At 67.5% G+C, this 23,049-nt stretch carries 20 protein-coding genes; 12 read left to right on the top strand and 8 right to left on the bottom strand.

The genetic code is table 11. From position 1 onward, the window contains the following. The first annotated feature begins 21 nt into the window (after positions 1-21). Positions 22-870 (top strand): hypothetical protein, encoded by an 849-nt coding sequence (locus H6717_17740; protein MCB9578875.1) that lies wholly within the window; start codon positions 22-24, stop codon positions 868-870. 284 nt (positions 871-1,154) lie between these two features. Here H6717_17740 and H6717_17735 read toward each other — a convergent pair whose 3' ends face one another. Both H6717_17735 and H6717_17730 read right to left on the bottom strand, forming a co-directional pair. After that, complete coding sequence (locus tag H6717_17735; GenBank protein MCB9578874.1) at positions 1,155-2,135, bottom strand: endo alpha-1,4 polygalactosaminidase; 981 nt, start codon at positions 2,133-2,135, stop codon at positions 1,155-1,157. A gap of 44 nt (positions 2,136-2,179) precedes the next feature. Beyond that, positions 2,180-3,511 (bottom strand): M18 family aminopeptidase, encoded by a 1,332-nt coding sequence (locus H6717_17730; GenBank protein ID MCB9578873.1) that lies wholly within the window; start codon positions 3,509-3,511, stop codon positions 2,180-2,182. 26 nt (positions 3,512-3,537) lie between these two features. On the opposite strand from H6717_17730, the gene H6717_17725 reads away from it, so the two are divergent. From H6717_17725 to H6717_17705, 5 genes are all read left to right on the top strand, one after another. Beyond that, positions 3,538-4,596, top strand: coding sequence for a hypothetical protein (locus H6717_17725; GenBank protein ID MCB9578872.1), 1,059 nt, complete (start codon positions 3,538-3,540; stop codon positions 4,594-4,596). A gap of 110 nt (positions 4,597-4,706) precedes the next feature. Further along, a complete protein-coding gene (locus H6717_17720) occupies positions 4,707-5,009 on the top strand; it encodes a hypothetical protein (GenBank protein ID MCB9578871.1) in 303 nt (100 codons plus the stop codon). Between the two features lie 37 nt (positions 5,010-5,046). Further along, on the top strand, positions 5,047-6,741 hold the full coding sequence (locus tag H6717_17715) for a HAMP domain-containing protein (GenBank protein ID MCB9578870.1): 1,695 nt from the start codon (positions 5,047-5,049) through the stop codon (positions 6,739-6,741). 5 nt (positions 6,742-6,746) lie between these two features. Continuing rightward, positions 6,747-7,298: a TlpA family protein disulfide reductase gene (locus H6717_17710; GenBank protein MCB9578869.1), complete on the top strand. Its 552-nt coding sequence runs from the start codon at positions 6,747-6,749 to the stop codon at positions 7,296-7,298. Positions 7,299-7,341: 43 nt separating this feature from the next. Then, positions 7,342-7,737: a DUF962 domain-containing protein gene (locus tag H6717_17705; protein MCB9578868.1), complete on the top strand. Its 396-nt coding sequence runs from the start codon at positions 7,342-7,344 to the stop codon at positions 7,735-7,737. 51 nt (positions 7,738-7,788) lie between these two features. Here H6717_17705 and H6717_17700 read toward each other — a convergent pair whose 3' ends face one another. Beyond that, positions 7,789-9,051, bottom strand: coding sequence for a thrombospondin type 3 repeat-containing protein (locus tag H6717_17700; protein MCB9578867.1), 1,263 nt, complete (start codon positions 9,049-9,051; stop codon positions 7,789-7,791). A 1,516-nt stretch (positions 9,052-10,567) separates the two neighbouring features. On the opposite strand from H6717_17700, the gene H6717_17695 reads away from it, so the two are divergent. From H6717_17695 to H6717_17685, 3 genes are all read left to right on the top strand, one after another. Then, on the top strand, positions 10,568-11,386 hold the full coding sequence (locus H6717_17695) for an undecaprenyl-diphosphate phosphatase (GenBank protein MCB9578866.1): 819 nt from the start codon (positions 10,568-10,570) through the stop codon (positions 11,384-11,386). Between the two features lie 40 nt (positions 11,387-11,426). Next, complete coding sequence (locus H6717_17690; protein ID MCB9578865.1) at positions 11,427-12,512, top strand: mannose-1-phosphate guanylyltransferase; 1,086 nt, start codon at positions 11,427-11,429, stop codon at positions 12,510-12,512. 92 nt (positions 12,513-12,604) lie between these two features. Beyond that, positions 12,605-13,048, top strand: a complete 444-nt coding sequence (locus tag H6717_17685) for a hypothetical protein (GenBank protein ID MCB9578864.1) — start codon at positions 12,605-12,607, stop codon at positions 13,046-13,048. Here the strand turns inward: H6717_17685 and uvrB are convergent. Then, positions 13,045-15,129, bottom strand: a complete 2,085-nt coding sequence (gene uvrB, locus H6717_17680) for an excinuclease ABC subunit UvrB (GenBank protein MCB9578863.1) — start codon at positions 15,127-15,129, stop codon at positions 13,045-13,047. The genes H6717_17685 and uvrB overlap by 4 nt on opposite strands. A 119-nt stretch (positions 15,130-15,248) precedes the next feature. On the opposite strand from uvrB, the gene H6717_17675 reads away from it, so the two are divergent. Then, positions 15,249-15,986 carry a hypothetical protein gene (locus H6717_17675; protein ID MCB9578862.1) on the top strand — a complete coding sequence of 246 codons (738 nt, stop codon included), beginning with the start codon at positions 15,249-15,251 and terminating at the stop codon, positions 15,984-15,986. 39 nt (positions 15,987-16,025) lie between these two features. Here the strand turns inward: H6717_17675 and H6717_17670 are convergent, their stop codons facing one another. The 3 genes from H6717_17670 to rplM all read right to left on the bottom strand — a co-directional run bounded on the left by H6717_17670 (position 16,026) and on the right by rplM (position 18,005). Continuing rightward, positions 16,026-17,090, bottom strand: a complete 1,065-nt coding sequence (locus tag H6717_17670; GenBank protein ID MCB9578861.1) for an N-acetyl-gamma-glutamyl-phosphate reductase — start codon at positions 17,088-17,090, stop codon at positions 16,026-16,028. Positions 17,091-17,160: 70 nt separating this feature from the next. After that, positions 17,161-17,556 (bottom strand): 30S ribosomal protein S9, encoded by a 396-nt coding sequence (gene rpsI / locus H6717_17665; protein ID MCB9578860.1) that lies wholly within the window; start codon positions 17,554-17,556, stop codon positions 17,161-17,163. A 14-nt stretch (positions 17,557-17,570) separates the two neighbouring features. Continuing rightward, positions 17,571-18,005, bottom strand: a complete 435-nt coding sequence (gene rplM, locus H6717_17660; protein ID MCB9578859.1) for a 50S ribosomal protein L13 — start codon at positions 18,003-18,005, stop codon at positions 17,571-17,573. Between the two features lie 206 nt (positions 18,006-18,211). Between rplM and H6717_17655 the strand changes: the two genes are divergently transcribed. Beyond that, positions 18,212-20,161, top strand: coding sequence for a DUF4388 domain-containing protein (locus tag H6717_17655; protein ID MCB9578858.1), 1,950 nt, complete (start codon positions 18,212-18,214; stop codon positions 20,159-20,161). Between the two features lie 122 nt (positions 20,162-20,283). Beyond that, complete coding sequence (locus tag H6717_17650; GenBank protein MCB9578857.1) at positions 20,284-21,114, top strand: hypothetical protein; 831 nt, start codon at positions 20,284-20,286, stop codon at positions 21,112-21,114. Between the two features lie 5 nt (positions 21,115-21,119). Here the strand turns inward: H6717_17650 and H6717_17645 are convergent, their stop codons facing one another. Continuing rightward, entirely contained in the window at positions 21,120-22,988 is a 1,869-nt protein-coding gene (locus tag H6717_17645) for an MFS transporter (GenBank protein ID MCB9578856.1), read from the bottom strand. Positions 22,989-23,049 lie beyond the last annotated feature (61 nt).

Genomic DNA, 23,049 nt, shown 5'->3' with positions numbered 1-23,049 from the left:
TTCTTTACCGGAGGCTCGGACATGGCACTCCCCCGACGCAAGATCCTCATCGCCGGCCTGCTCGGGCTCGGCGGTCTCGTTACCCTCGCAGCGGGGGCCAGCGCTCAATCGCCCAAGGTGGTGCGACGCCCCTGGCACCCGCCGCCCCCGCCACGGCCTGCGTTCTCCATGCAGCTCGAGAGCCCCGGCGGCTCGCGGCTCGAGACCTTTCGGCATGGCGGTCAGACCTGGGTGCTCGGGGAGCAGGGCGATCGCTACGTCATCGTCGTGAACAATCCCACCTCGCGCCGGGTGGAGGCCGTCGTCACGGTGGACGGCCGCGATGTCATCACCGGCCGCCGCGGCAACTTCGTCACCGGCCGCGGCTACGTGGTGCCGCCCTTCGGCTCCACGCGCATCGAAGGCTTCCGCACCAGCCTCGACAGCGTCGCCACCTTCCGCTTCACGGATCCCGAGAGCAGCTACTCGTCGCGCATGGGCACGCCCCAGAACGTGGGCGTGATCGGCGTCGCCTTCTTCCCGGAGCGAGAAGCTCCCGTCGTGCGTTGGCGGAACGAGGAGCGCCCGCGCCCCGCTCCCACGCCGAAGAAGAGCCGCCCCCGCGCCGGCGCCAGCCGCGCGCCCAGCACCGACGCGCCCAGCAACATCGGGACCGAGTTCGGCGAAGAGCGCGGTAGCCACGTCCGCGAGGTGAGCTTCGTGCGTCAGAGCAACTCGCCCGCACGCATCATCACGCTGCGCTACGACGACGCGCGAGGTCTCGAAGCGCGCGGCATCCAGGTGTTCCGACGCTTCGAGCCGCGCCCCGTCTTCGCTCCGGCGCCGCCCCAGGCCTTCCCCGACAGCCGCTTCGCGCCGCCCCCTCCGTGACGGGCATCGCGCCGCTCCAACAAAAGCAACGACTTTGATGTTGTCGGTCCGCCGCGGAACCTCGCGGAAGCCCTTGCGCTCGCGGTGTGGGCACGACCAGAAAGAAGACAAGGGCGCCAAGAGAGACCAAGATCACTGGCTTCGCACGTGGAGACCGTTCGCGGCGCTTGCGACGCAGCTGTGAATCGCATCGACGTTCACGACCCGAAGCCTCTCTCTGGTCTTGGCGAGCTTGGCGGTTGGCGTGCCCTGGTGCCGAGCCTGGCGGTGGGATTCTCAGTTGGCTACGGACACGGAAGGCGCCAGGCGTCGAGGTCCCACGTCTTGATCAGCGTGGAGAAGCCCGTGATCGTCGCGTTACCGCACACGCTCTGCTGCTTCTGAGCGCCCTGGGACGACTGGTCCACGTACTCCACGTGGAACACTGCCTTCTGCGCGTCCAGAAACGGCTTCAGCAGGTTGCACTCGGAGAAGCTCAAGCATTCCTCGTTCAGCGCCCAGTCGAACTGGCTCACCAGATCCGGCACCAGCTCGAGAGCGTTCTTGAGACCGACGGAGAGACCGCGAGCGTGGGCCTCGGTGGCCAAGAAGCCGTCGTAGTCGAGCTGGTCCTGCTTGGTGAGGGGGAAGCCGGTGTCGTTCGATTGACCGTCGACGTTGTCGGGCTCCACGCCGTCGCAGCCCTTGCTGACGGCCAGATCCAGTCGCTTCTTCATGATCGCGCGGACGTTGGCGGAACGGACGTCGAGCCAGTTTTCGCCGGGCCAGTTGTCGAGCTTCTTGCCGTAGTCGGCGGCGGCGAAGTCTGCGGCGTCGGGGCGCCAGTCTTCGCGGCTGCCGGCGGAGAAGTAGCAGATCACCACGCGGCCCTTGGCCTGCAACGAGGCGATGGTCGCTTGGGGCGTTTCGAACAGGTCGATGTCGTACATGGCGACGTCGACGCTCTCGTCGATGGTGCCGGTGAGCTGCCACTGCCAGCTCAGGCCGGGCTTGGGGCTCCAGGGCCCGCCGGAGCCGCCGCTGCCGCCGGTGTTCGTTCCCGCGCTGCCGCCGGAGCCGGCGCTGCCGCCGGTGCTCGTTCCCGCGCTGCCGCCGGTGCTCGTTCCCGCGCTACCGCCGGTGCTCGTTCCCGCGCTGCCGCCGCTGCTCTGGCCGCCCACGCCAGCATCCGTGCCGGCGGCTCCGCCGCTGCCTGCGTCGCTGCTCTCGTCGGAGCAGGCTCCCAGGGCGATCAGGACGAACACCACGGCACCGACCCCGACCATGTTGCGCATGACGGGATCGTACAACGGGCGACGCGGGTTGGCGATCAGTCCCGAGGAGCGGGCAGCGCGGGGGCGGAAAGCAGCACCGTCATGGCGCGGATCATCGGGTCCACGTCGGCGACGGCGGCCATCTCCCGGCAAGAATGCATGCTGAGCATGGGGTTGCCCACGTCCAGCGTGCGCATGCCCATGGCCGCAGCGGAGATGGGACCGATGGTGCTGCCGCAGGGCATGTCGTTGCGGGACACGAAGCGTTGCGGCGAGAAGCCGGCTTCGCGACAGGCCGCCTCGAAGGCGCCGGTGCCCGGGCCGTCGGTAGCGTAGGACTGGTTGGCGTTCACCTTGATCACGGGGCCCTTGCCCAGCGCTGGGGCATGCTGCTTGTCGTGCTTCTCGGAGTAGTTCGGGTGCAGGGCGTGGGCCATGTCGGCGCTGAGCAGGAAGGAGCGCGCGAACGCCCGGCTCGCGGCCTGATCGCCGGCCTTGGGGTACGCGCCGGCCACGCGCTCGAGCACGCTGCGCAAAAAGCGAGACTTGGCACCGGCAGCGCTCTGGCTGCCGACCTCCTCGTGATCGTACAGGGCGATCACCCGGGTCGGATTGCCGGCGTCGCCCGCCGCTTCGAGGGCTTCGAGGGCGGCGTGACAAGAAGCGAGGTTATCGAGGCGCGGAGCGAGGATCAGCTCGTTCATGGCGCCACCGATGGCGGCGGGCTGCATGTCGAAAAGGCACAAGTCCCAACCGAGCACGTCCTCCACCTTGGTGGCGTCGCCCGTCTTGCCGAGCTCTTCGGCCAGCAATGCAGAAAAGCGGGTGCTCTCCGCTTTGCCCTGCAGCGCGCTCAAGGGCACGAGGTGATTCTGAGCGTTGAGCGTGAGCCCGCCGCTGTTGACCTCGCGGTTCAGGTGAATCGCCACGTTGGGAATGCGGCACATGGTGCGATCGAAGCGCACCGTGCGCGTGCCTCCACCAGCCAGGGAGACGCGGCCGGCGATCCCGAGATCGCGATCGAGCCAGGTGGACCACAGCACGCCGCCGTACACCTCCACGCCCACTTGCCGGAGACCCGACGCGGTGATGTCCGGCGCCGGCTTCACGCGCAGGTTGGGGGAGTCGGTGTGGGCGCCGATCACCACGAAACCCGCCTCGCTCGGCGGGCGCTGCCCAGCAACGAAGGCGACCACGGTGCCCCCGGCGCGAACCACGAAATGCCGCGCTCCGGGCTCGATTTGCCAAGCCTCGCGCTCGTCGAGCTCGCTGAAGCCGCGCGCCGCGAGGCGCCCGCTCACCTCCGCGACGGCGTGGTAGGGCGACGGCGCGGCGTCGATGAAAGAGACGAGATCTCGGGCTCGGTCGAGGGGGGTCGCGCTGGACATGGAGACGACTATACTCCGCGCGGTCCTTGCTCACCCCCGACGTACGACTCGAAGGCTTCGACACGGACGATTGGGTTCGTCTGGCGGAAGTGTTCCGCGCGCCGCGCATGCCGCGGGAGCGCGAGGATCCGAGTCGGCAGGGAGAGGAACCGCCGGCCGTCGCCGACGCCGCGCCACCGGAGCCCGGACGCCGCGGGCGTGGCGGCGTGGTGGCCGTGACGACGGGAGCCCGGCTCCGCAAGCTGATATCCACCGAGAGCGGGCGTCTCTCGATCCGAGAGCAGCCCTGGCCGGAGCCGCTTTCGGAGCTGGCCGAGCGTCACGGCGCTCGCTGGGCCATCGAGCTGTCGACCGGCGCCCTGGAAGAATTGATGGATCGCTGGGCCGAACGCGTGCGCCGGGAGCACGACGCCCTGGCTCAGGCGCTGCTCTTCATCGGCGTGCTGCGGGAGCTGGAGGCAGAGAACAAGGTCGTGGTGTGGCCGTGGAAGCTCTCCGCCTGGCCGGTGCCGCATCACCGAGTGATCGTCCGCGTGCTCGACGCCCTGTGCCCCGACGGCAAGGCGGTGTGCTTCGGCGCCTTCGAGGGTGGCGAGGTGTTCACCACGCTGGTGCTGCGCCGCAAGGGGGAAGGCTTCGACCTCGTGCTCGGGCCCGCGGAGCTCCGGCGCGAGATGGGACTGATCTCCGGGGACTGGCGCCGCGACTACCGCCACCTGGCGCGGGCCGCGGAAGCCGTCGCAGGGCCGCTGGCCCTCGGCTGCTACGGCGAGGTGGACACGCTCCGGCGCTTGGTGCACCACCCGTCTCCCGGCGCCTGGGCGGCAGCCGTCGCCGCCCGGGACGTGATCGTCTCGCCGGCCACGCCAGCGATCGCGCTGCCCCTGGGCGTGGACGTGGGCCGCGCCGCGTTCATCGCCGTTCGGGATCTGGCGGAGCGGGTCGGCGCCGCGGGCTGGTTCGGGCCGGACAGCCCACTCTCCCCCGTGCTCGCGAAGGTGCGCGAGAGCACGGGAGTGGATCGCGACGTCAAGGAGCTCCTCGGTTTCGACCCGATGGTGCTGCTCCGGCGCTTGTTCTCTTAGAGCGGGTCGCAAAGCCGGACCGAGTCAGCGCGGATGAATCGACCGTACGGCGACGGGAGGTTTGGAGACCCGCTCTCAGTGCGTCGTTTCCGCGGCGAACCAACATCCCCATGAAACTGGGCGTTCCCATGGGCGGCCAGCTGGGCGAACATCGGGGCATGCACGTGACCGTGACCGTCACCGTTCGGGGCAAGCGCGTTCCCGTGGAGCAGGTCTCCGATCGTCGCGCGGCCGCCGCCTTCGAGCAGGCTGCTCGGGACGTGGGCAAGCGCCTCGGCGCGGTGAAGTGCCCGGAGCACAGAAAGCCCCCCACGAACGTGCGCGTGCACTTCGAGCCCAACGGCGCTGCAGACCTCGCCTACGATTCCTGCTGCGAGAAACTCGGGCAAGCCGTGCAAAAGGCCCTGGGCTGACGGGCAGCGTTCGGTGCGTGCGTCTAGAATCCCGCGGATGGCCGCATCCGGTCGCATCCGGCGGCGTCTGGCCTTGGCGATCGTGCTCACGGCCCTGATCCCCGTCTTGGTTGCCATCTTGCTTGCCGAGAGCATGGTGCGGCAGACGGCTGCGCGCTTCTTCGTACCGGAGATCGGATCGCGGCTCGATCAGAGCTTGGGGCTGTACCAGGAGCTGGCGCGCGCGGTGAAGGCGTCCATGCGCAACGCGGCCAGCGCCATCTCGGAGAGCGCGGCGCTGCGCAAGGCGGCGACGGACAAGGACGCGGCGGCGACGCAGCGCGAGCTCGAGCGCGTGTTCCCGAGGTACCCGAGCCTGGTGTCGCTGGAAGTGCTGGACGCCACGGGCAAGCGCCTCGCGATGGTGGACCGCGGCTATCCGCTGGACGAAAAGAAGGAGAACAAGCTCGAGGTCGTGCGCCCGCTGGCGGAGCGCGAGCCGGACGCCACCACCGGGGACGAAGCCTTCGAGCCGGAAACGGACGGAGAAGAAGAAGAGCAGGCGCCGCCGGTGCCGCGGGTGGTGGCGGTGTTCGCTGCGGACAAGGCGCGCTTCGAGGAGCTCGGCGAGATGAGCCAGTTCGTCGACACCTACAAGCAGGTGGAGCGGCGGCGGGAATCGGACGAGCAAAGCTACGTGTATGCCTTTGCAGCGCTCTTGGGCATCACCATCGTGGCGGCGGTGGGGGTGGGAACACTGCTCGCACGGGGCGTTTCCTCGCGCCTGGGCGAGCTCGCGGACGCCACCAAGCGAGTGGGCGCGGGCGACCTCAGCATTCGTGTGCCGGAGGACGGCGCCGACGAGATCGCCGACCTGGCCGGTGCCTTCAACCGCATGCTGGGCGAGGTGGAAGCCAGCCGCGCCCGTATCGAGTACCTGCAGCGCATCGGCGCTTGGCAGGAGATGGCCCGGCGTTTGGCGCACGAGATCAAGAACCCGCTCACACCCATTCAGCTCGCCGTGCAGGAAGTGCACCGCCGCTACGGCGGGGAAGACGACAAGTTCCGGCGCTTGCTCGACACCACCCTGGAGATAGTGGAGGACGAAGTCGGAACCCTGCGACGCCTGGTGAGCGAGTTTTCGAGCTTTGCGCGGTTGCCTCAGGCGGAGCTCGAGCGCGAAGACCTGGCGGACTTCCTGCGCGACCAACGCGAGCGCATCTCGCTCTTGGACGAAGAGACCGAGAGCGGCGAGCTGCCTCGGGCGGTGCTGCCGCGCGGAGTGGAGCTTTCGTTCGAGCTCTTGGAGGACGCCGCGCCGGTGTATCTGGACCGCCAGATGTTCCGGCGCGCGCTCTTGAACCTGGTGCGGAACGCAGGACAAGCCATCGCCGGCACCGGACGCGAGAGCGGTCGGGTACGGGTTACGCTGGAGCGCGACGGGGACTATCTGGTGCTGGACGTGGACGACGATGGCCCGGGCATTCCCGAAGAAATGCGCCATACCATCTTCGATCCCTACGTCACGACGAAGACCGACGGCACTGGGCTCGGTTTGGCCATCGTGAAGAAAATCGTGGTAGAGCACGGCGGATCCATCGCCGCGTCGGAAAGCTCACTCAAAGGCGCTCGCATTCGCGTGCGCCTGCCGGAAGCTGACAGCGCGGCGGCCCAAGCAATGCTCGAAGCGCGGGAATGGCAGGGGCCTCCCTCTTCCACTCGGGCTTCTCGGTCCAGCGAAGATTCGCCCTGAGGCGCATGGAAAAGCTGAAACCAACCTCGAACGTCAAACAGGCGTGGGTCCTGGGGCTGCTCGTCGTGATCGTGAGCGGCCTGTTCGGACTGATCGTGCTACCCCGCATCGGGCGCGAGAAGAGCGCCATGGAGGGGCTCACGGCGCCGGACTTCGCCCTGGAGGTCATCCACGGCGGGGACCCGGGAAACCGCATTCGGCTCTCGGACCAGATCGGCAAGCCGGTGGTGATGGACTTCTGGGCCAGCTGGTGCAAGCCGTGCCGGGAGCAGGCACCCATCATCGACGCGTTCGCGAAGGCGCACCCGGACGACGTCGTGACCATGGGGATCAACACCGACGATCGCCGCGAAGACGCCATCGCTTACGCCAAGAGCGCGGGTCTTTCCTACCCGGCGGTGTTCGACGAGGGCTCCAAGGTCGCCTCCACCTATGGAGTGCGGGCGTTGCCCACGCTGGTGGTGATCGACACCAAAGGGCGCATCTTCAAAATGCATACCCGTGTCACGGAGCGGGAAGAGCTGGAGAAGATGGTCGCGGACGCCAAGTCGCGCTGAGCGGGGCTCGCAGCGGGCCCGACGGCGTGTTACCACTGGGCACATGGACAAGCGGATCGAGACCTTCGACGAGTTCTGGCCGTTCTACGTGCGTGAGCACAAGAAGAAGCTCACCCGGCAGCTGCACTTCGTCGGCACTACGGCGGCGTTGGCCTGCTTCGCCGGCGGCCTCATCACGGGCCGCAAGCTCCTGCTGCTCGCCGCTCCCGTGGCGGGTTATGGCCCGGCTTGGTTCAGCCACTTCGTGATCGAGAAGAACCGCCCTGCCACGTTCAAGTACCCGGCCTGGAGTCTGATGGCGGACTTCGTGATGTGGGGGAAGATGATCGCGGGCACCATGGACACCGAGGTCGAGACGGTGCTGGCGATGGAAGCCGACGAGCGCGTCGCGGACCCGGACATCCGGCCCAACATGGCGACGGACGGCACCATCAACTGACACGGCACCCCGGCAGGTCCCGCGCCCGCCGGGGTGTTTTCGTATTTTGCGCTACGGCACGATGTCGGCGGCGTCCCGCGGCAGCAGCTTGCTGTTGCTGAACGAGTACGTGAGGATGCCGGTGATGCTCGTGAACGCGGCGCCCTGCGCGTAGGTGTTGTCCAGGGCGGGGTAGATGAGATCGTCGATGCGGAGATTCCCGGTCACGGCGAACTCGTCGAAGTCACTCGGGGCGTCCGGGTTGACGTTCACCACGGTGACGGCGCCGATCTTGAGCAACATCGACTCGTAGCCTTCTGCCTGCGTGCCGCCGGTGGCGATGTCCGCCGGATTGGTGATGTCGATGGGGCCGAAGGGCAGGGTGGTGCCCGGGTCGAGGATGGTGGTCACGGGGCTCGAGATCTCCGTCAGATCGAAGTACTCGTCGTAGGTGCCCGTGACGCTGATCTTGTTGCCCACGGCCACGCCGGGTGACTGCGAGGCGGTGAACACCGCGATGCCGGTGAACGGCTTGAGCGACGTGGTCTGGGCGAAGTAACCGCGCGAGCTGCCCGTGTCCGGGCGTACGGCCGTCACGTACAGGTCCGTGATGGTGACGGTGGCGCCCACCGGCGGGTGCTGCGGGTTGTTCTTGTCGCGCACCGCTTCCACCGGCAAGGGACAAGCAGCGAAGGCCGGGTTGGCGGCAGCGCAGCTGTCGCAAGCGTCGCCCTTCTTGTCGCCGTCCGAGTCTTCTTGCCCGGGGTTGGCGGTGTCGGGGCAGTTGTCCACGCCGTTGGCCCAGCCGTCGCCGTCGATGTCGTCGAAGTCGAGGGGAGTGCAGGTGTCTTGCGCGTCGGTCGGGCAGGGGTCACAGGCGTCGCCCTTGCCGTCGCTGTCGGCATCGCCCTGCTTGCCCTGGTCGAGGGGGCGGATCGGGTTGAACACCTGCGGGCAGTTGTCGGCGGAGTCGTCCACGCCATCGCCGTCGGAGTCCGTGGAGCTCGCCGCACCGGTGTACTCACCGGGGCGCAGCGGGATGCACGTGGGCTCGATGGGGGGTGGGCCGTTGCAGGAGAACAGTGGCGCGTAGGCGTCGCCCGCGGTCTTGACGGCGGCGAGGGTGGCGCCTCCCGCGGTGTCCTTGGACACACAGGCGCGCTTGGCGTTGCCGCAAACGTCCAGCGTCTCGCAGCTCTGGCCGCCGACGGCAGCGTCCGCCACCAGCGCGTCGTCGCCGTACAGCGGCTGACCGCCCCGCAACACCAAGACCACGTCCTTCGCCTCCGCGGCGATCACCGCGCGGTGGTCCTTGTTCGTGGCGCCGTCGAAGATGGAGACGTCGGCGACATAGCCCGGCTTGAGGAGGCCGAGACCCTTTTCCACGCCCGCGGCAAAGGCCGCGTTGGTGGTGACCATTTGCCACAGCTTGAAATCCGAGAAGTGGTTGGCGAAGTAGGTCTTGTTCAGCATGTCGGCGCAGGCCAGCTCCCGCGACATGTTCATGCTGCCGCTGGGGAGCCAGTCCGTTCCGAGCGCGATGCCAACGCCCATCGTGTCCAGCAAGGTGACGGGAGCGGTGTTGCCGTACAGGGAGACGTTCGATCGGGGAGACCAGATCACCCAAGAGTGCTCCAACTCCACGTCGTTCACCTCCGTAGGCGTCACCGCCACGGCGTGGACGATGGCCGTCTGCGGCTCCACGATGTCCAGCGTGCCGGTGGTGGTGCAGGTGAGCTCGTTGCGGGCCGCCTGGTTCACGCCCTCCGAGATGTGCGGCGCGTAGGAATCGAGCCCCACGATGTCCGCTGCCGTCGTCGCGCCGCTGCCGTAGTTGCAGCCGGAGTCATGGAGGATCCCGGAAGCGTCGCCCAGCGGGAAGGTGTCGGAGTCCACCGTCTGAGAGGGCAGGCCCTCCTTGGCGGCGCTGCTGTTGCTGTCCAGGTTGCGGAGCAGGGCGTTCTGGCCGCCGGCGCTGATGGTGGAGGTGGCGCCGCTCATCACGAAGCGGAGCTCCGCGGCCAATACGGTGTTCTTGTTTGCGCCGCTGGCGTAGGGGATCTCGGGCTTGCCGTTCAGACCCAGGCGCCACTCGTGGCGGTGGTCGTAGCGCACCGTAGTGCCGCTGTCGTAGGGCTTGTTGTTGGCGTAGGTGATGTGATCGTGCGTGTTGATGAGCCCCGGGGAGATGACGCCGTCTGCGCAGGTCACGGTGCTGGCTGCCGCCGCCGCGGGATCGCTCCCGCAGTCGCAGGCCACGCAGGTGATCATGCCGTTTTCGTCGATCACTACCTCGCCGCCGTGCAGCACCTGCTGCGGCGCGAGCACCGTGCCCACCAATCGCAGGCCCTTGCTGCCGGCTTGCGTCACCTCACATGTCCCTTGGGCCGGTGGAGTGAGCGTCTTGTTGCATTCCACGATCTCGAGCTGGGTGCCGGGTCCGGAGCCGGCGCTGCCCCCGCTGCCGGCAGCGCCCGCGACGCCCCCGCTCCCGGCGAGCCCGCCGCTGCCCGCTTGGCCGGCTTGGCCACCGCTGCCCGAGCTGCCGCCGAGGCCACTGTCCGCGCCGCCGGTGGCACCGACGCCGCCGCTGCCACCGCCGCCGCCGCCGCTACTGTCGCTGCCGCAGCCCGCGGCCAGGGCCGCGCTGGCCAGGCCCACGCCCGTGATGATGCCCAAGAGCTTCAAGCGAGAATGCATGAGTCTTCCTTCCAAGTACCTGAGAGGGGCTTATCTAGCCCGAACGGCCGTGCGGCGCAGCACCCGGCCTGATCCTCAGCAGTGACATCTCCATGAAGGCGGCGCACGGATCCCGCGCCATCCGTCGAGAATCGCAGTACAAAGGGCACCGATGAGCGTTCCCGCCGGCCAAGCCGCCCTGCTCGGAACCCTGCAAGGGATCACCGAGTTCCTTCCGGTTTCGAGCTCCGGGCACCTGGCGCTCGCAGAGTTGCTCTTCGACGTCGAAGAAGGCGGCCTCGCTTTCAACGTCATGCTCCACGCAGGCACTCTGCTGGCGACGTTGATCATGCTGCGACGGCGTGTAGCGCCGGCGGTGGTGGAGGGCAGCCGCGCGCTGGTGCGCCCGCAGCGTTTCCGCGAGAGCGCCGGCGGCCGCGACGCCCTGGTGGTGCTCCTCGCCTCCTTGCCCACCGCGGCGATCGGTCTCGCCCTTCGCAGCGCCGTCGAGGAATTCACCAAGTCCCCCCTCGCGGTGGGCATTGGCTTCTGCATTACCGCCGTTCTGCTGCTCTCCACCCGCTGGGCGCGCGCCGGTGAGCGCGAGGTTCCCACCGTGGTCGGCGCGATCCTGATTGGAATCGCCCAGGGCATCGCCGTCGTGCCCGGCATCTCCCGCAGCGGCTCGACCATCGCTGCCGCGCTGTGGCTTGGCGTGCGTCCGGACCGTGCCTTCGAGCTGTCCATGCTGATGTCGCTGCCCGCCGTCGCCGGCGCCGTGCTGGTGGAGGCTCGCCACATGGGGGGCGGGGCCGGAGGCGAAGTGGGCTTGGCGGTGTTCGGCGCCGCCGTCGCGTTCGTCGTCGGTTTGGTCGCCTTGTGGTTGCTCCGGCGCATGGTGATCCGAGGTCACTTCGCGCTGTTCGCGGTGTGGGTGCTGCCGCTGGCGGTGGCCACGTTGGCGCTGGCCAAGGCGTGGCCCGGAAGCTGAGCCCTTGGACCGCGGCGCCGGCCGTGGCACACCCCCACGGATGGCGCAAAACGACGTCTTTTCCATAATATTGGCGGGGGGGAGCGGCACCCGGTTCTGGCCGGCGTCGCGCCGGGCGCGGCCCAAGCAGCTGCTCGGGCTGGGGGCGTCGTCCGAAGAGAGCCTGATCGCCAGCACCGTGCGTCGGCTGTTGCCGCTGTGCGCTGCGGAGCACGTGCTCATTGCCACTGGTGCCCATCTGCTGGATGCCACGCGCCGCGCGCTGCCCGACTTGCCCGAGTCCTCGTTTCTGGGCGAACCCATCGCGAAGAACACAGCGCCGTGCATCGGATGGGCGACGGCGATCGCGTGCCGCCGGGATCCCGACGCCGTGGTCATGGTGCTGCCGAGCGATCATCACATCGGCGACGAGCCGGCATTTCGCGCGGCGCTGACGCGCGCGCTCGACTCCGCGCGCGCAGGGGTGATCACCACCATCGGCATCACGCCGTCGCGTCCAGAGACGGGCTACGGATACATCGAGGCCGGCGACGTGGTGAGCGAAGGCGTTCGGCGCGTGCAGCGCTTCGTCGAGAAGCCAGATGTCGATCGCGCCAAGGAGTACGTCGCCAGTGGTCGCTACTTCTGGAACAGCGGGATGTTCTTCTTTCGGGGTCGCGACATGCTGGAAGCCCTCCGAGCTCACGAGCCCGCCATCGCCCGGGGCATAGAAGCCATCGATGTCGCTGCCCGAGAAGGGACCGCCGCAGAGGTCGCCGCGACCCGGGCCGCCTTCGACGCTTTCCCTTCGATATCCATTGATTACGCGGTGATGGAGCGCGCGGAGCGCCTCCACGTGGTACCCGCCAGCTTCGGCTGGAGCGACCTCGGAAGTTGGCACAGCGCTTGGGAGCTGGCCGAGAAGGACCCCGCCGGCAACGCCGCACCGGAGGGCGCCGTGCTGGTCGACGCGAAGGACAACCTCGCCGTCACGTTGCACGGCAAGAAGGTCGTGGCGTTGGTCGGTGTGGAGGGGCTGTGCGTAGTGGACACCGAAGACGCGCTGCTCGTGATGCCCCGAGAGCGCGCACAAGACGTGCGCCTGGTGGTCGACGCCCTCAAGGCGCGCGGCGACCGCAGCCTGTGACGCAAACGGCATTTTTTCCCGGTCCGAAAGCGACGGGTAGCCGACCCGACGCTGCGGGGATATGAGTGCCTCCCTGCCAAAAGGAGAGTCACATGCGTCAACGTCTCGGGTTTGCTGCGCTGCTCATCGCCGTCGCCCTCGCCCTCACCGGCTGCGGCAAGATCAAGAAGACCAAAGAGTGCAACGCGTTCATCGACAAGGTGAACACGGCGCTCAAGGAAATCGAGCAGCACACCAACACCGCGGGACAGGACGACGCCAAGGCAGTGGCCGAGATGAAGAAGCTCGCCGAGCTCTACGACCAGCTCGCCAAGGACGTGGGCTCGCAGGAAATCACCACCAAGGAGCTGAAGACCCACGCGACGGAGTACCAGGCCATGGCCTCCAAGGCGGCGGCGACGGCACGGCAGGTGGCCCAGGCGATCGAGACGCAGAACTCCGATCAGGCAGAAAACGCGCAGAAAGAATTCGACAAGATCGTCAAGCAGGAGGACGAGTTGGTCAACAAGATCAACACCTTCTGCCAGGCGCCCTAGCGGCGCCGGCGCGGTCGGGGCTTCGCGCTCTTCTTGCGTTTGGCAGAACCGGCGGCTGGCTCGATCCCGAGATCGCCAGCTGCCGTCTGTAGCTTGTGCAAATCGTCGCGCAGGCGCGCCGCGGTTTCGAACTCGAGATTCTCCGCCGCCGCGAACATCCGCTGACGAATGTCCTCCATCCGCTCCGCGAGGCGCGCCGCTTCGTCCGCCGGCGCTGCGCCCTTCTTGCCCGCGTCGCTCGAACGCGGCGAGCGTGATACCGCGTAGTAGTCCGAAGTTCCGCTCGCCGGATTGATGTCGAGGATGGCGCGGCGGATCGTCTCCGGCGTGATGCCGTGCTCTTCGTTGTAGGCGACCTGGATGGCCCGGCGACGGTCGGTCTCGTCGATCGCGTAGCGCATCGCATCCGTGATGCGATCGGCGTACATCAGCACCTGACCCCGAGCGTTGCGCGCCGCGCGCCCGATGGTCTGAATCAGGGAGCGGGGGCTGCGCAGGAAGCCCTCCTTGTCCGCGTCCAGGATCGCCACCAGGCTCACCTCGGGCAGGTCCAGACCCTCCCGGAGCAGGTTGATACCGACCAGAACGTCGTACTCACCGGCGCGCAAATCTCTAAGCAAATCCATGCGTTCCAGCGTATCCACGTCCGAGTGCAGGTAGCGCACCCGGACGCCCAGCTCGGCGTAGTACTCGGTCAGGTCCTCCGCCATGCGCTTGGTGAGGGTGGTGACCAGGACCCGCTCGTCCCGCTCCACGCGACCACGGATTTCGCCGAGCAGGTCGTCCACCTGCCCCGCCACCGGGCGCACCAGGATTTCCGGATCGATGAGCCCGGTCGGACGGATCAGCTGCTCGACCACCACCCCTTCGGTGCGCTGGAGCTCGAAATCCCCGGGGGTGGCCGACACGAACACCGTGCGGCGCATGTACTTTTCGAACTCCTCGAACTTGAGGGGGCGGTTGTCCAGCGCGCTGGGCAACCGGAAGCCGTACTCCACGAGGGTCTCTTTGCGGGAGCGGTCGCCGCGGTACATCGCGCCGATCTGCGGCACGGTCTGGTGCGACTCGTCGAGGATGAGCAAGAAGTCGTCAGGGAAGTAGTCGATGAGGGTGGGCGGAGGCTCACCCGGCTCTCGTTGGCTCAGATGCCGCGAATAGTTCTCGATGCCTTGGACGAAGCCCATCTGCTCCAGCATCTCCAGATCGTACAGAGTGCGCTGCTCGAGCCGCTGCTTCTCGAGGAAGCGGCCGTCCTTGTCGAAGTAGTCGAGACGATCTCGGAGCTCGGCTCGAATGGCGTCGATGGCGCGCTGCAGCTGCTGCCGCGGAGTGACGTAGTGGGAGCCGGGGAACACGGCGTAGCGATCCAGCTTGCCCAGCACCCGTCCGCGGATCGGGTCGACCTCGCTGATCTCGTCCACCTCGTCGCCGAAGAATTCCACGCGGATGGCGGTGGCCTCTTCGTAGGCGGGGAAGATCTCCACTACGTCTCCGCGCACCCGGAAGGTCCCGCGGTGAAAATCGACGTCGTTCCGCTCGTATTGAATGTCCACCAGGCGGCGCAGCAAGTTGTCGCGCCGGAGCTCTTCCCCCTTCACGATTTCGATCAAGAGCCCTTCGTAGGTCTCCGCCGAGCCGATGCCGTAGATGCAGCTCACGCTGGCCACGATGATCACGTCCGGCCGGGACAGGAGCGCGTGCGTGGCGGCATGGCGCATGCGATCGATCTGGTCGTTGATGATCGCGTCCTTCTCGATGAACGTGTCGGTCCCGGGGATGTAGGCTTCCGGCTGGTAGTAGTCGTAGTAGCTGACGAAATAGTGAACGGCGTTCTCCGGGAACAGGTCCCGCATCTCGCCGTACAGCTGGGCAGCCAGGGTCTTGTTTGGAGCTATGATCAGGGTCGGGCGCTGCAGCGTCTGGATCACGTGCGCCACGGTGAACGTCTTGCCGCTGCCGGTGATGCCCAGCAGCGTCTGGTAGCGCTCGCCGCGAGCGAGGCCCTCCACCAGAGCCTCGATGGCCTGGGGTTGGTCCCCCTTGGGGGAAAACTCGCTGGAGAGACGAAAGCTCCTGGGCATGACGAAAGCTCCACATCTTTCGCCATGCCGGACCCCTTTTCAAGAGGGCCGAGAAACGCTGCTGACAGGGTCTCGCGCGTCGTTGGATCCGTCGCCGGTCGACGAGATATGCTCGGGAGATGCGCGGTTTGGCGATGGCGTGTGCGGTGTGCGTATGCTGGGCGTGCAGCAGCTCGAGCGCCGGTCCCGGCGCGGCCACTCCCGACGCTGCTCAGGGAACGGAGGGCAGCGCCGGCGGTCAGGGCGGGAGTGGAGGTGCCCTGCCGGACGCGGGTAACGACGTGGCACAAGAAGCGGCGTCCCCCGGCGCATCCCTCGGCAGCTTTCAGCTGACGTACTACTGGGTCACCACGGAGGACGAGTTCAGCGGTGCCAAGGACACGTCGCTCTACGATGCGAGCTGCAACGAGCTAGCCAAGGTCACGGCTCAGTTTGCGGCATCCCTGAAGCTGGAGGGGACCGGACGCCTCTCCGATGGACGAATCCTGAACTACGACGGTAGCTGCAGCTGCCCGACGTCGCCCTGTTACCTGGTGGCGGACGCACAGCATCCCTGGGGCTACGGTGTGCAGGGCCGTGCGCTCACGCCATTTCGCTCGATCGCGGTGGACACCAGCGTGATTGCGATCGGCACTCCGCTGTACGTTGCGGAGCTCGACGGCGTGACCATGCCTGGGGACGCGCCCTGGGGCAGCTTCGTGCACGACGGATGCGTCGTAGCCGACGACGTGGGCGGCGGCATCAACGGCAAGCACATCGACTTCTTCAGCGCGCTGAAGCAGTACTACACCACCCTCGACGGACAGCTGGGGCTCACCAGCGTGACGGTGCACGAGGGTGGCGACCGCTGCCCGTAGCCTTCCGAGGGAATGTTGGTTCGGCGCGAGCCCCGTCGCTCACGGAAACAGGCCGACCTCTGGCAGTCCCAGCGCGTCGGGCCAGCCCAGCGACACGTTGAGCGCCTGAATCGCTTGTGCCGACGCGCCGCGCGCAAGGTTGTCGATGGCACACAGCGCCAGAAGCACGCCGGTGCGCTCGTCGGCGGCGTAGGCGACGTGCGCCCGCGCGGAGCCGCGCACGTGCAGCGTGTCGGGTAGCCGTCCGTCGTCCAGCACCGTCACCAAGCCACCCGCGTAGAGCTTCTTTGCTGCGTCCCGGCAGCTTTGGGCGGTGGTGCCGGGGCTGAGCCGGGCGTACGCCGTGGTGAGGATGCCGCGCGACATGGGCGCCAGGTGCGGCGTGAAGGTGACCCGGATCTCTTCGCCGGCGGCGCGGCCGAGCTCTTGCTCGATCTCCGGCACGTGGCGGTGGCTGCCCGCGACCTTGTAGGCCCGGAGCCCCTCGGCGGTTTCCGGCAAATGCGTGCTCGGCGTGGGGCTACGGCCCGCGCCGCTGACGCCGCTCTTGGAGTCGATCACGATACCCGTCGGCTCCACCAGCTTCGCCCGGAGCACGGGCGCGAGGGCGAGGGTGGCGCTGGTCGGATAGCAGCCCGGGGCGGCGATCAGGCGTGCGCCGGCAAGCTCGTCGCGGTGCAGCTCCGGCAGTCCATACACCGCGGTCTCGAGCAGCTCCCGCGCGGGATGCTGGCCGTACCACTTCTCGTAGGTTGCCACATTACGGAGCCGGAAGTCCGCCGACAGATCCACGACGCGGACACCCGCACCGAACAGAGCAGCTCCCGCGCGGGCGCTCGCGGCGTGGGGCAGCGCGGTGAACACCACGTCCACCCGTGCGGCGAGCTCCGCTGCGTTCGCCGGATCGAAGGCTTCGATCTCCCGGTCTCCCAGCCCGGGCACTCCTTCCGTAGCCGGCAGCACCGCGCCCAGGCGCTTGCCGGCGTTGCTCTGCGCCCCGACCCACGCCAGGCTGAGCCGCGGGTGCCCCGCGATCAACCGCACCAGCTCCGCGCCGGTGTAACCACTGGCGCCTAGAACGCCGACCGAGAGCGATGAAGACATGGGGCCTCAAATGCAGCGCGCGCGACCCGAGGGCCGCGCGCGAGATGTGACCAGAGGCGTAAGGCCCCGGTCAACGCTTGGAGTACTGGAAGCGCTTGCGGGCGCCCGGCTGACCGTACTTCTTGCGCTCCTTCTTGCGAGCGTCTCGGGTCAGGTAGCCAGCGCGCTTGAGCGCGCGGCGGCGCTCCGGATCTTCCGAGGCCAGCGCCTTGGCGATGCCGTTGCGCATGGCCTCGGCCTGAGCGCTGTGCCCGCCGCCCGCCACCGTGGCACGCACGTCGTACTTGTCGATGAGCTCGAGCAGCTCGAGGGACTGCCGCGCGATCATGCGAGTGGTCATCCGCTCGAAGTAGTCGTCCAGTTGGACGTCGTTCACGCGCATCTCGCCGGAGCCTGGCTTGATCCAGACGCGAGCGACCGCGGTCTTGCGCTTGCCGGTGGAGTAGGTCTGATTTGCTTCAGCCATTTTCTTGGGATCTCTCAGAGAGTGAGCGGTTCGGGCTTCTGAGCCTGATGCGGATGCTCGGCACCGCCGTAGACCTTGAGCTTCTCGAGCATGTGGCGTCCAAGCACACTCTTGGGGAGCATGCCCTTCACGGCCTTCTCGATGGGCACGTTGGGTTGCTTCTCCGCGAGCTCGCCGAAGCTCTTGGAGAAGATGCCACCCGGGTGACCGGTGTGGCGGTAGTAGCGCTTCGTCGTGGCCTTGTTGCCGCTCAGCTTCACGGCGCTGGCGTTCACCACGATCACGAAGTCCCCGGTGTCCACGTGGGGGGTGTAGGTGGGCTTGTGCTTGCCACTCAACACACTGGCGACGCGGCTCGCGAGCCGGCCCAGGGGTTGACCCTTAGCGTCAATCACCCACCATTTGCGCGTGGCCTGCGCATCGGCAGGCTTCTCGACATGCGTTCGCATCGAATGAATCCTCGGGCGGGGCCCTGGGGCCCGCGGGAAAGGGCGGCTTTACTAGCTTTTGGCCGCCCACCCGTCAAGCCGTGTGCGAGACCGGCCCTCGGGGTCGCCCCAGGGCCCTGAAAATGGCGCGTGTTTTCCAGGGGTTCACTGCGCATCTCTAGAGCTGTTGGCGGCCCTTCCTTCGCTATACTCTGGGTCGTTTCCGTATGACTTCCTCCGCCAACCTGCGCCTGGCCGAGCGCCTCCTGGCCGACGGGCTCATCACCCGAGAGCAGCACGAGGCGGCGATCAGCTACGTGCAACGCAGCGGTGAGCGGATGGAAGAAGCGCTGATGGAGCTGCATGCCCTCGACGAGGCCACGCTCCTCAAGTGGCTCGCTGCGCGGCACCAGACGCGCTTCGTCTCCACGGAGAAGCTGTCCAAGGCGGATATCGATCGCTTCACCCTCGACAAGGTGCCCAAGAAGGTCGCGGAGCGACATCAGATCTATCCGGTGCTCTTCGACCAGGAGAGCCAGGTGCTGAGCGTGGTCACGGCGGATCCGGACAACGCTCCTGCGCTGCAGGAGGTGCAGCTCGCTTCCAACGCCAAGGAGGTGCGAGCGTTCGTCAGCAGGCCGCGCGCCGTGGCCGCCGCCATCAGCAAGTCCTACGGCGGTGACATTCACGCCTTCGCCGTGCTCGACCGGGCGGCGCAGCAACAGTTCGCCACGATGCTCGATGTGTACGAGCGCAATCTCGTCACCGAAGAGACGCTGGCCAACGCCCTTGCCGCGGAGAAGGCAGGGCGCGAGCGCACGCTCACCCAAACGGAGATCGTGAAAGGGGCGGCCGTTGCCATCGCCGGGGTCACCGCCCGTGCCGTTTCGCACGAGGCGTTCCTGGAAACGTTGAACGTGCTGGTCACGCTCATCGAGAGCTCCCGCGTGGACTTGCGCGGCCATTCCGCCCACGTCGCGCGCCTGATGCGTCAAGTCACCGAGCGCATCGGGCTGCCCGATGGCGAGCGGGTGAGCGCCATCATCGCGGGCTACACCCACGACCTCGGGAAGATGGGCGCTTACCACCTGACGGCCCTGAACGTCGCCGAGTACGACGCCCACGCCGCCGCCGCCGGCAAGCTGTACACTGCTCCCGGGCGCTTGATGGAATCCGTCAACCTGCCGCGGGAGGCCACTCGTGCGGTGGAGGCCATGTACGAGCGGTACGACGGCAGCGGTTTCCCGAGCGAGATCTCCGGCAAGGAGATCCCCATCGCGGCACGCCTGTTGGCCATTGCCGACACCTACGCGGATCTCACGCAGAACCCTCGGAACCCCTACCGCAAGCTCCTCGAGCCGGTGCAGGCCTGTGGCGTGCTGGCTCGTTACAAGGGCACCATCTTCGATCCGAACTTGGTGGACGTGTTCCGTCTGATGGTGACCGGCGAGGACGTGAAGGCGCGGCTGCTCGCCACGCGGCATCGTCTGCTGTTGGTGGACGCGGATCCCGAGGACACCACCGTGATCGAGCTCCGTCTGCTGGAGCAGGGCTTCGAAGTCGTGGCCGCAGGGACGGCAGATCAAGCCCTCAAGATCCTGGAGAAGGGCGACGTCGAGCTGGTGATCGGCGAGATGGACCTCACGCCCATCGATGGCGTGGCGCTGCTCGAGCACGTGCGCCACCAGGAGTGGGGCAAGAGTCTGCCGTGGGTCGTGCTCACGGGGCGTTCGGGTGGCGCGGACGCGCAGCGCGCCTTCGCCGCCGGCGCACACGACTACATGACCAAACCCGTGAGCGCGGATCTGCTGGTCGCGAAGATCAAGCAGATCCTGGAGCGAGAGGTGGGCGACACGCGCCGTCGAGGCGTCAGCGGCTCGCTGATCGAAATGGGCTTGGTGGAGATGGTGCAGGTGCTGTGGCACGGCAGGAAGACCGGCGCGCTCAAGATCCGCTCTGGGGGTCAGGTCGGAGAAATCCACTTCGTGGCCGGCAACGTGTTCAATGCCCTGTGGAAGAACTATCGCGGAGCGGACGCGTTCTACGCCATGCTCGGACTCCGAGAGGGCGAGTTTGCTCTGGATCCGAACTTCGAAGCACCGCAGCGCATCATCAACGAGAGTCCCGACGGGCTCCTTCTCGAAGGCATGCGTCGCTTGGATGAAACCGGCATCTGAGCGCTTTTCTCGGGCGGCTGGCCCCCGTGTGCCGGCCCGCGGCCAGGAGATTGACCCTCTTGCGTGTGCCGGTCGGCGCGCCGTGGTACCCTGTCTAACCTAGGTCGAGGAGTGCTGCGCCTGTGCCGAAGACACCCCCGCCGCTCTTGGGATTCAACAACAACGTCCGGCACCAAGGGCGCGTTTTTCACATCCAGACCGAAGACTCGGGGGTCAAGCGACCGCACGTGATCACGCATTTGTTCGCGGATGGCGGGCGGATCCTGAAGAGCTCTCGCACGGAATACAGCGAGCACGTCGGTAGGGAAGATCTGGCGCAGGTCGTGCGCAAGATCATGAAGGATCAGCACAAGGCGATGTTCATCGCCCTGCGCCGGGGCGACCTGGACGCGATGATCCTCGAGGCTTTCGGCCCCCCACCAACCGCGCCTGCGCCCTCCACTCCCGTCAACGAGCTCAGCAGCGATCCGATCGCCGCGCCGCCGCCGGAGGACACTACCGGCGCGACGGCCCCCCGACCCTCGTCGATCCCGAAGGCCCCGGCCCCTCCCGTCATTCGCGAGAGCCAGCCGGAGCTGACCCGGACCGCACCGCCGACCCCCAGCGCCACGCCGAAGCAGGGAACGCGGACCGGCGCCGGCTCGATCCCGGAGCCGGTTCGGCCGCGTCCTCACCGTGCGGAGGAACCGCCCCGCCACGGTACCCCGGCAGCCGGAACGCCCGCCGTCGCGCGGCCCAAGTCGGATCCCGATCACGGGCGTTACGCGGTCAAGAACCCCCCGAGCGAGACCGCCGGGCGCTACTCGGTTTCGCGGCCCGCCAGCATCTTCGGGGAGGCCCCGCCGAAGGAAGGCCGCTCCATCTTCGGCGACGAATACATCGGGGAGAAATCTCTCGACGAAGTGATCCTCAGCTATCTGGCGGAGGACCTCGAGAGCCCTCCGCAAAAGTAGCTTGGTTAGTGCCCGCCGCCCTTGCCGGGGCGGGCGTTCCAGATCTTGAGGCACAAGAGCAAGCCGATGATGCCGAAGGGCAGCAGGAACCACGGCCAGTAGCTCCAGTCCTTGCTCGTGAGGTACCCGAGGCTCACGGACTGCACGCTGGTTCCCAGGTACACGAAGCCGTCGATCACCCCGACGGCCGTGGCGGCGCCTTTGCGCCCGCCGAAGTCCATGGTGGCGGTGCCGCTCAACACGCCGTGGGTGCCAATCACGCACAAGCTCATCAAGAACACGATGGCGCCGAGGAAGTACGGGCTCATGGGCAGCACCGGCCGCGCAGGAAGGAGCCGCATGTCGCCGGCCTCTTGCACTGCCTTGGCGTCGGGCAACATCACGCTGATCTTGTTTCCACCGCGCTCGATGGTTGCGGGGATGCCCTTCTGCGGATCGTGAGCCGGCGTGGTCTTCGGATGCGACGTGGAGCAAACGCAGCGCTCGGCATCCCACCCCGATTTGTCGCACGTGGGCTCCCAGCACACCACGGCGTTGCGGATGTCGTGCCAGGACTTCACGTCGTGCCCCGCAATGGCGTCGATGCGATCCCCGGCTTCGAGGCCCGTCTTGTCCTTGGCCCAACCCACGACGTTCTCGCCTGGCGCCAACGTGAAGCCCATGCCCAGGGAGCTCAGCACCAGGATGCCGTACAAGGCCGCGGCCACGGGACCGCGACGGCTCTGGAAGAACAGATCACTGACCCAACCGGCGATGTTGCCGCCCAGGATGCCGGCCACCATCAAGAGGCCGCCCCAGCCGCCCTGGAACAAGAACGGCGCCAAGAACGCCAGCACCCCGAAGATGACCAGGCTGCTGCGCCGCGGGCCGCCCTTGGCTTTGTAGGCGATGGCGCCGGAGATCGCCGCTGCGGCGAAACAGGGAAGGGCCGGCCACAGCGGCGTCCAGGAACCATCCCGAATGGCGAGCAGCAGGTCGCCGCCACGCAATGCGTGCTCGCTCGCGAGCCCCCAGATCTCCTTCGAGTAGATCGGGAACCAGTGCATGATGCCGTTGCGCAGCACGCCGGTACAAAACTCGATGAACGCCACCGTCAAGATGATGGGATTGGTGAGGATCTTCTTGAGCAGCTGTCCCGTTGGCGTCGGCGTGTCGCTGGTGTCGCCCTCGGAAGCGTCACCGGTCTCGAAATCCTCGTGACCGGCCTGGCTCGGACGGTCGCGTAGCAAGAACAGCTCGATCACGAAGAACGTGCCGAGCAACAGACCGGGCACCGCGAACACGACCCACGCCACGCTGGGCGCCGACGCCCCCGGCCAGATCCGCTGGGCGGCCTTCAGCAGCAGATCATTGACGGTGAACGCCAAGAACACGCCGCTCGAGATCATGGAGCCGAAGATCCCCGAGAACCCGCCGCGCTCGGTGACGTGGAACCAGTGCGCGTTGACCTTCACGATGGAGACCGCGCCGTAGCTCTGAAAGTACATGTTCAGCGCATACAAGCCGCTGAACACCAAGCGCAGGGGCGCGTCCGCCGCAGCGCCCGAAGACACCACGTGGTGCAGGTAGATGCCCATGAGCACGTTGGCGACCATTGCGCCGAAGGTGCCCGTCAACATGCCCTTCCTGCCGCCCATTCGGTCCACCAAAGGCCCGTTGAGCAGGAACGCGAAGGCGTACACGAAGGTGCCGACGCCGAAGATGATGCCGAAGTCTTCCTTCGTCATCAGCTCGCCCAAGGAGTTCTTGGCGACGGTGAGGTTGTAGCGCCCCATGTACAGGAGCGCGTAGCTGACGCCCAAGGGGAACCAGTTCAGGAATCGACGGCGGCGAAACGCGCTCGAGTGTTCGATGGCCCCTGCGGCGCTGGTCATGAGTGGCGCGCAGCATACACATCCGCGCCGGGAGGGGGACCCTCGGGGGAGCGCTCGGGTG

It is taken from the genome of Polyangiaceae bacterium, from assembly GCA_020633235.1.
In the GTDB taxonomy this organism is placed as follows: domain Bacteria; phylum Myxococcota_A; class Polyangia; order Polyangiales; family Polyangiaceae; genus JACKEA01.
This window is presented reverse-complemented; position numbering and strand designations above follow the sequence as displayed.

What these genes read in the sequence shown, in the direction of transcription:
- H6717_17740 (MCB9578875.1), top strand. Translation starts at nt 22, where the DNA reads ATGGCACTCCCCCGACGCAAGATCCTCATCGCCGGCCTGCTCGGGCTC.
- H6717_17735 (MCB9578874.1), bottom strand. Translation starts at nt 2,135, where the DNA reads ATGGTCGGGGTCGGTGCCGTGGTGTTCGTCCTGATCGCCCTGGGAGCC.
- H6717_17730 (MCB9578873.1), bottom strand. Translation starts at nt 3,511, where the DNA reads ATGTCCAGCGCGACCCCCCTCGACCGAGCCCGAGATCTCGTCTCTTTC.
- H6717_17720 (MCB9578871.1), top strand. Translation starts at nt 4,707, where the DNA reads ATGAAACTGGGCGTTCCCATGGGCGGCCAGCTGGGCGAACATCGGGGC.
- H6717_17715 (MCB9578870.1), top strand. Translation starts at nt 5,047, where the DNA reads ATGGCCGCATCCGGTCGCATCCGGCGGCGTCTGGCCTTGGCGATCGTG.
- H6717_17710 (MCB9578869.1), top strand. Translation starts at nt 6,747, where the DNA reads ATGGAAAAGCTGAAACCAACCTCGAACGTCAAACAGGCGTGGGTCCTG.
- H6717_17705 (MCB9578868.1), top strand. Translation starts at nt 7,342, where the DNA reads ATGGACAAGCGGATCGAGACCTTCGACGAGTTCTGGCCGTTCTACGTG.
- H6717_17695 (MCB9578866.1), top strand. Translation starts at nt 10,568, where the DNA reads ATGAGCGTTCCCGCCGGCCAAGCCGCCCTGCTCGGAACCCTGCAAGGG.
- H6717_17690 (MCB9578865.1), top strand. Translation starts at nt 11,427, where the DNA reads ATGGCGCAAAACGACGTCTTTTCCATAATATTGGCGGGGGGGAGCGGC.
- H6717_17685 (MCB9578864.1), top strand. Translation starts at nt 12,605, where the DNA reads ATGCGTCAACGTCTCGGGTTTGCTGCGCTGCTCATCGCCGTCGCCCTC.
- uvrB (MCB9578863.1), bottom strand. Translation starts at nt 15,129, where the DNA reads ATGCCCAGGAGCTTTCGTCTCTCCAGCGAGTTTTCCCCCAAGGGGGAC.
- H6717_17675 (MCB9578862.1), top strand. Translation starts at nt 15,249, where the DNA reads ATGCGCGGTTTGGCGATGGCGTGTGCGGTGTGCGTATGCTGGGCGTGC.
- H6717_17670 (MCB9578861.1), bottom strand. Translation starts at nt 17,090, where the DNA reads ATGTCTTCATCGCTCTCGGTCGGCGTTCTAGGCGCCAGTGGTTACACC.
- rpsI (MCB9578860.1), bottom strand. Translation starts at nt 17,556, where the DNA reads ATGGCTGAAGCAAATCAGACCTACTCCACCGGCAAGCGCAAGACCGCG.
- rplM (MCB9578859.1), bottom strand. Translation starts at nt 18,005, where the DNA reads ATGCGAACGCATGTCGAGAAGCCTGCCGATGCGCAGGCCACGCGCAAA.
- H6717_17655 (MCB9578858.1), top strand. Translation starts at nt 18,212, where the DNA reads ATGACTTCCTCCGCCAACCTGCGCCTGGCCGAGCGCCTCCTGGCCGAC.
- H6717_17645 (MCB9578856.1), bottom strand. Translation starts at nt 22,988, where the DNA reads ATGACCAGCGCCGCAGGGGCCATCGAACACTCGAGCGCGTTTCGCCGC.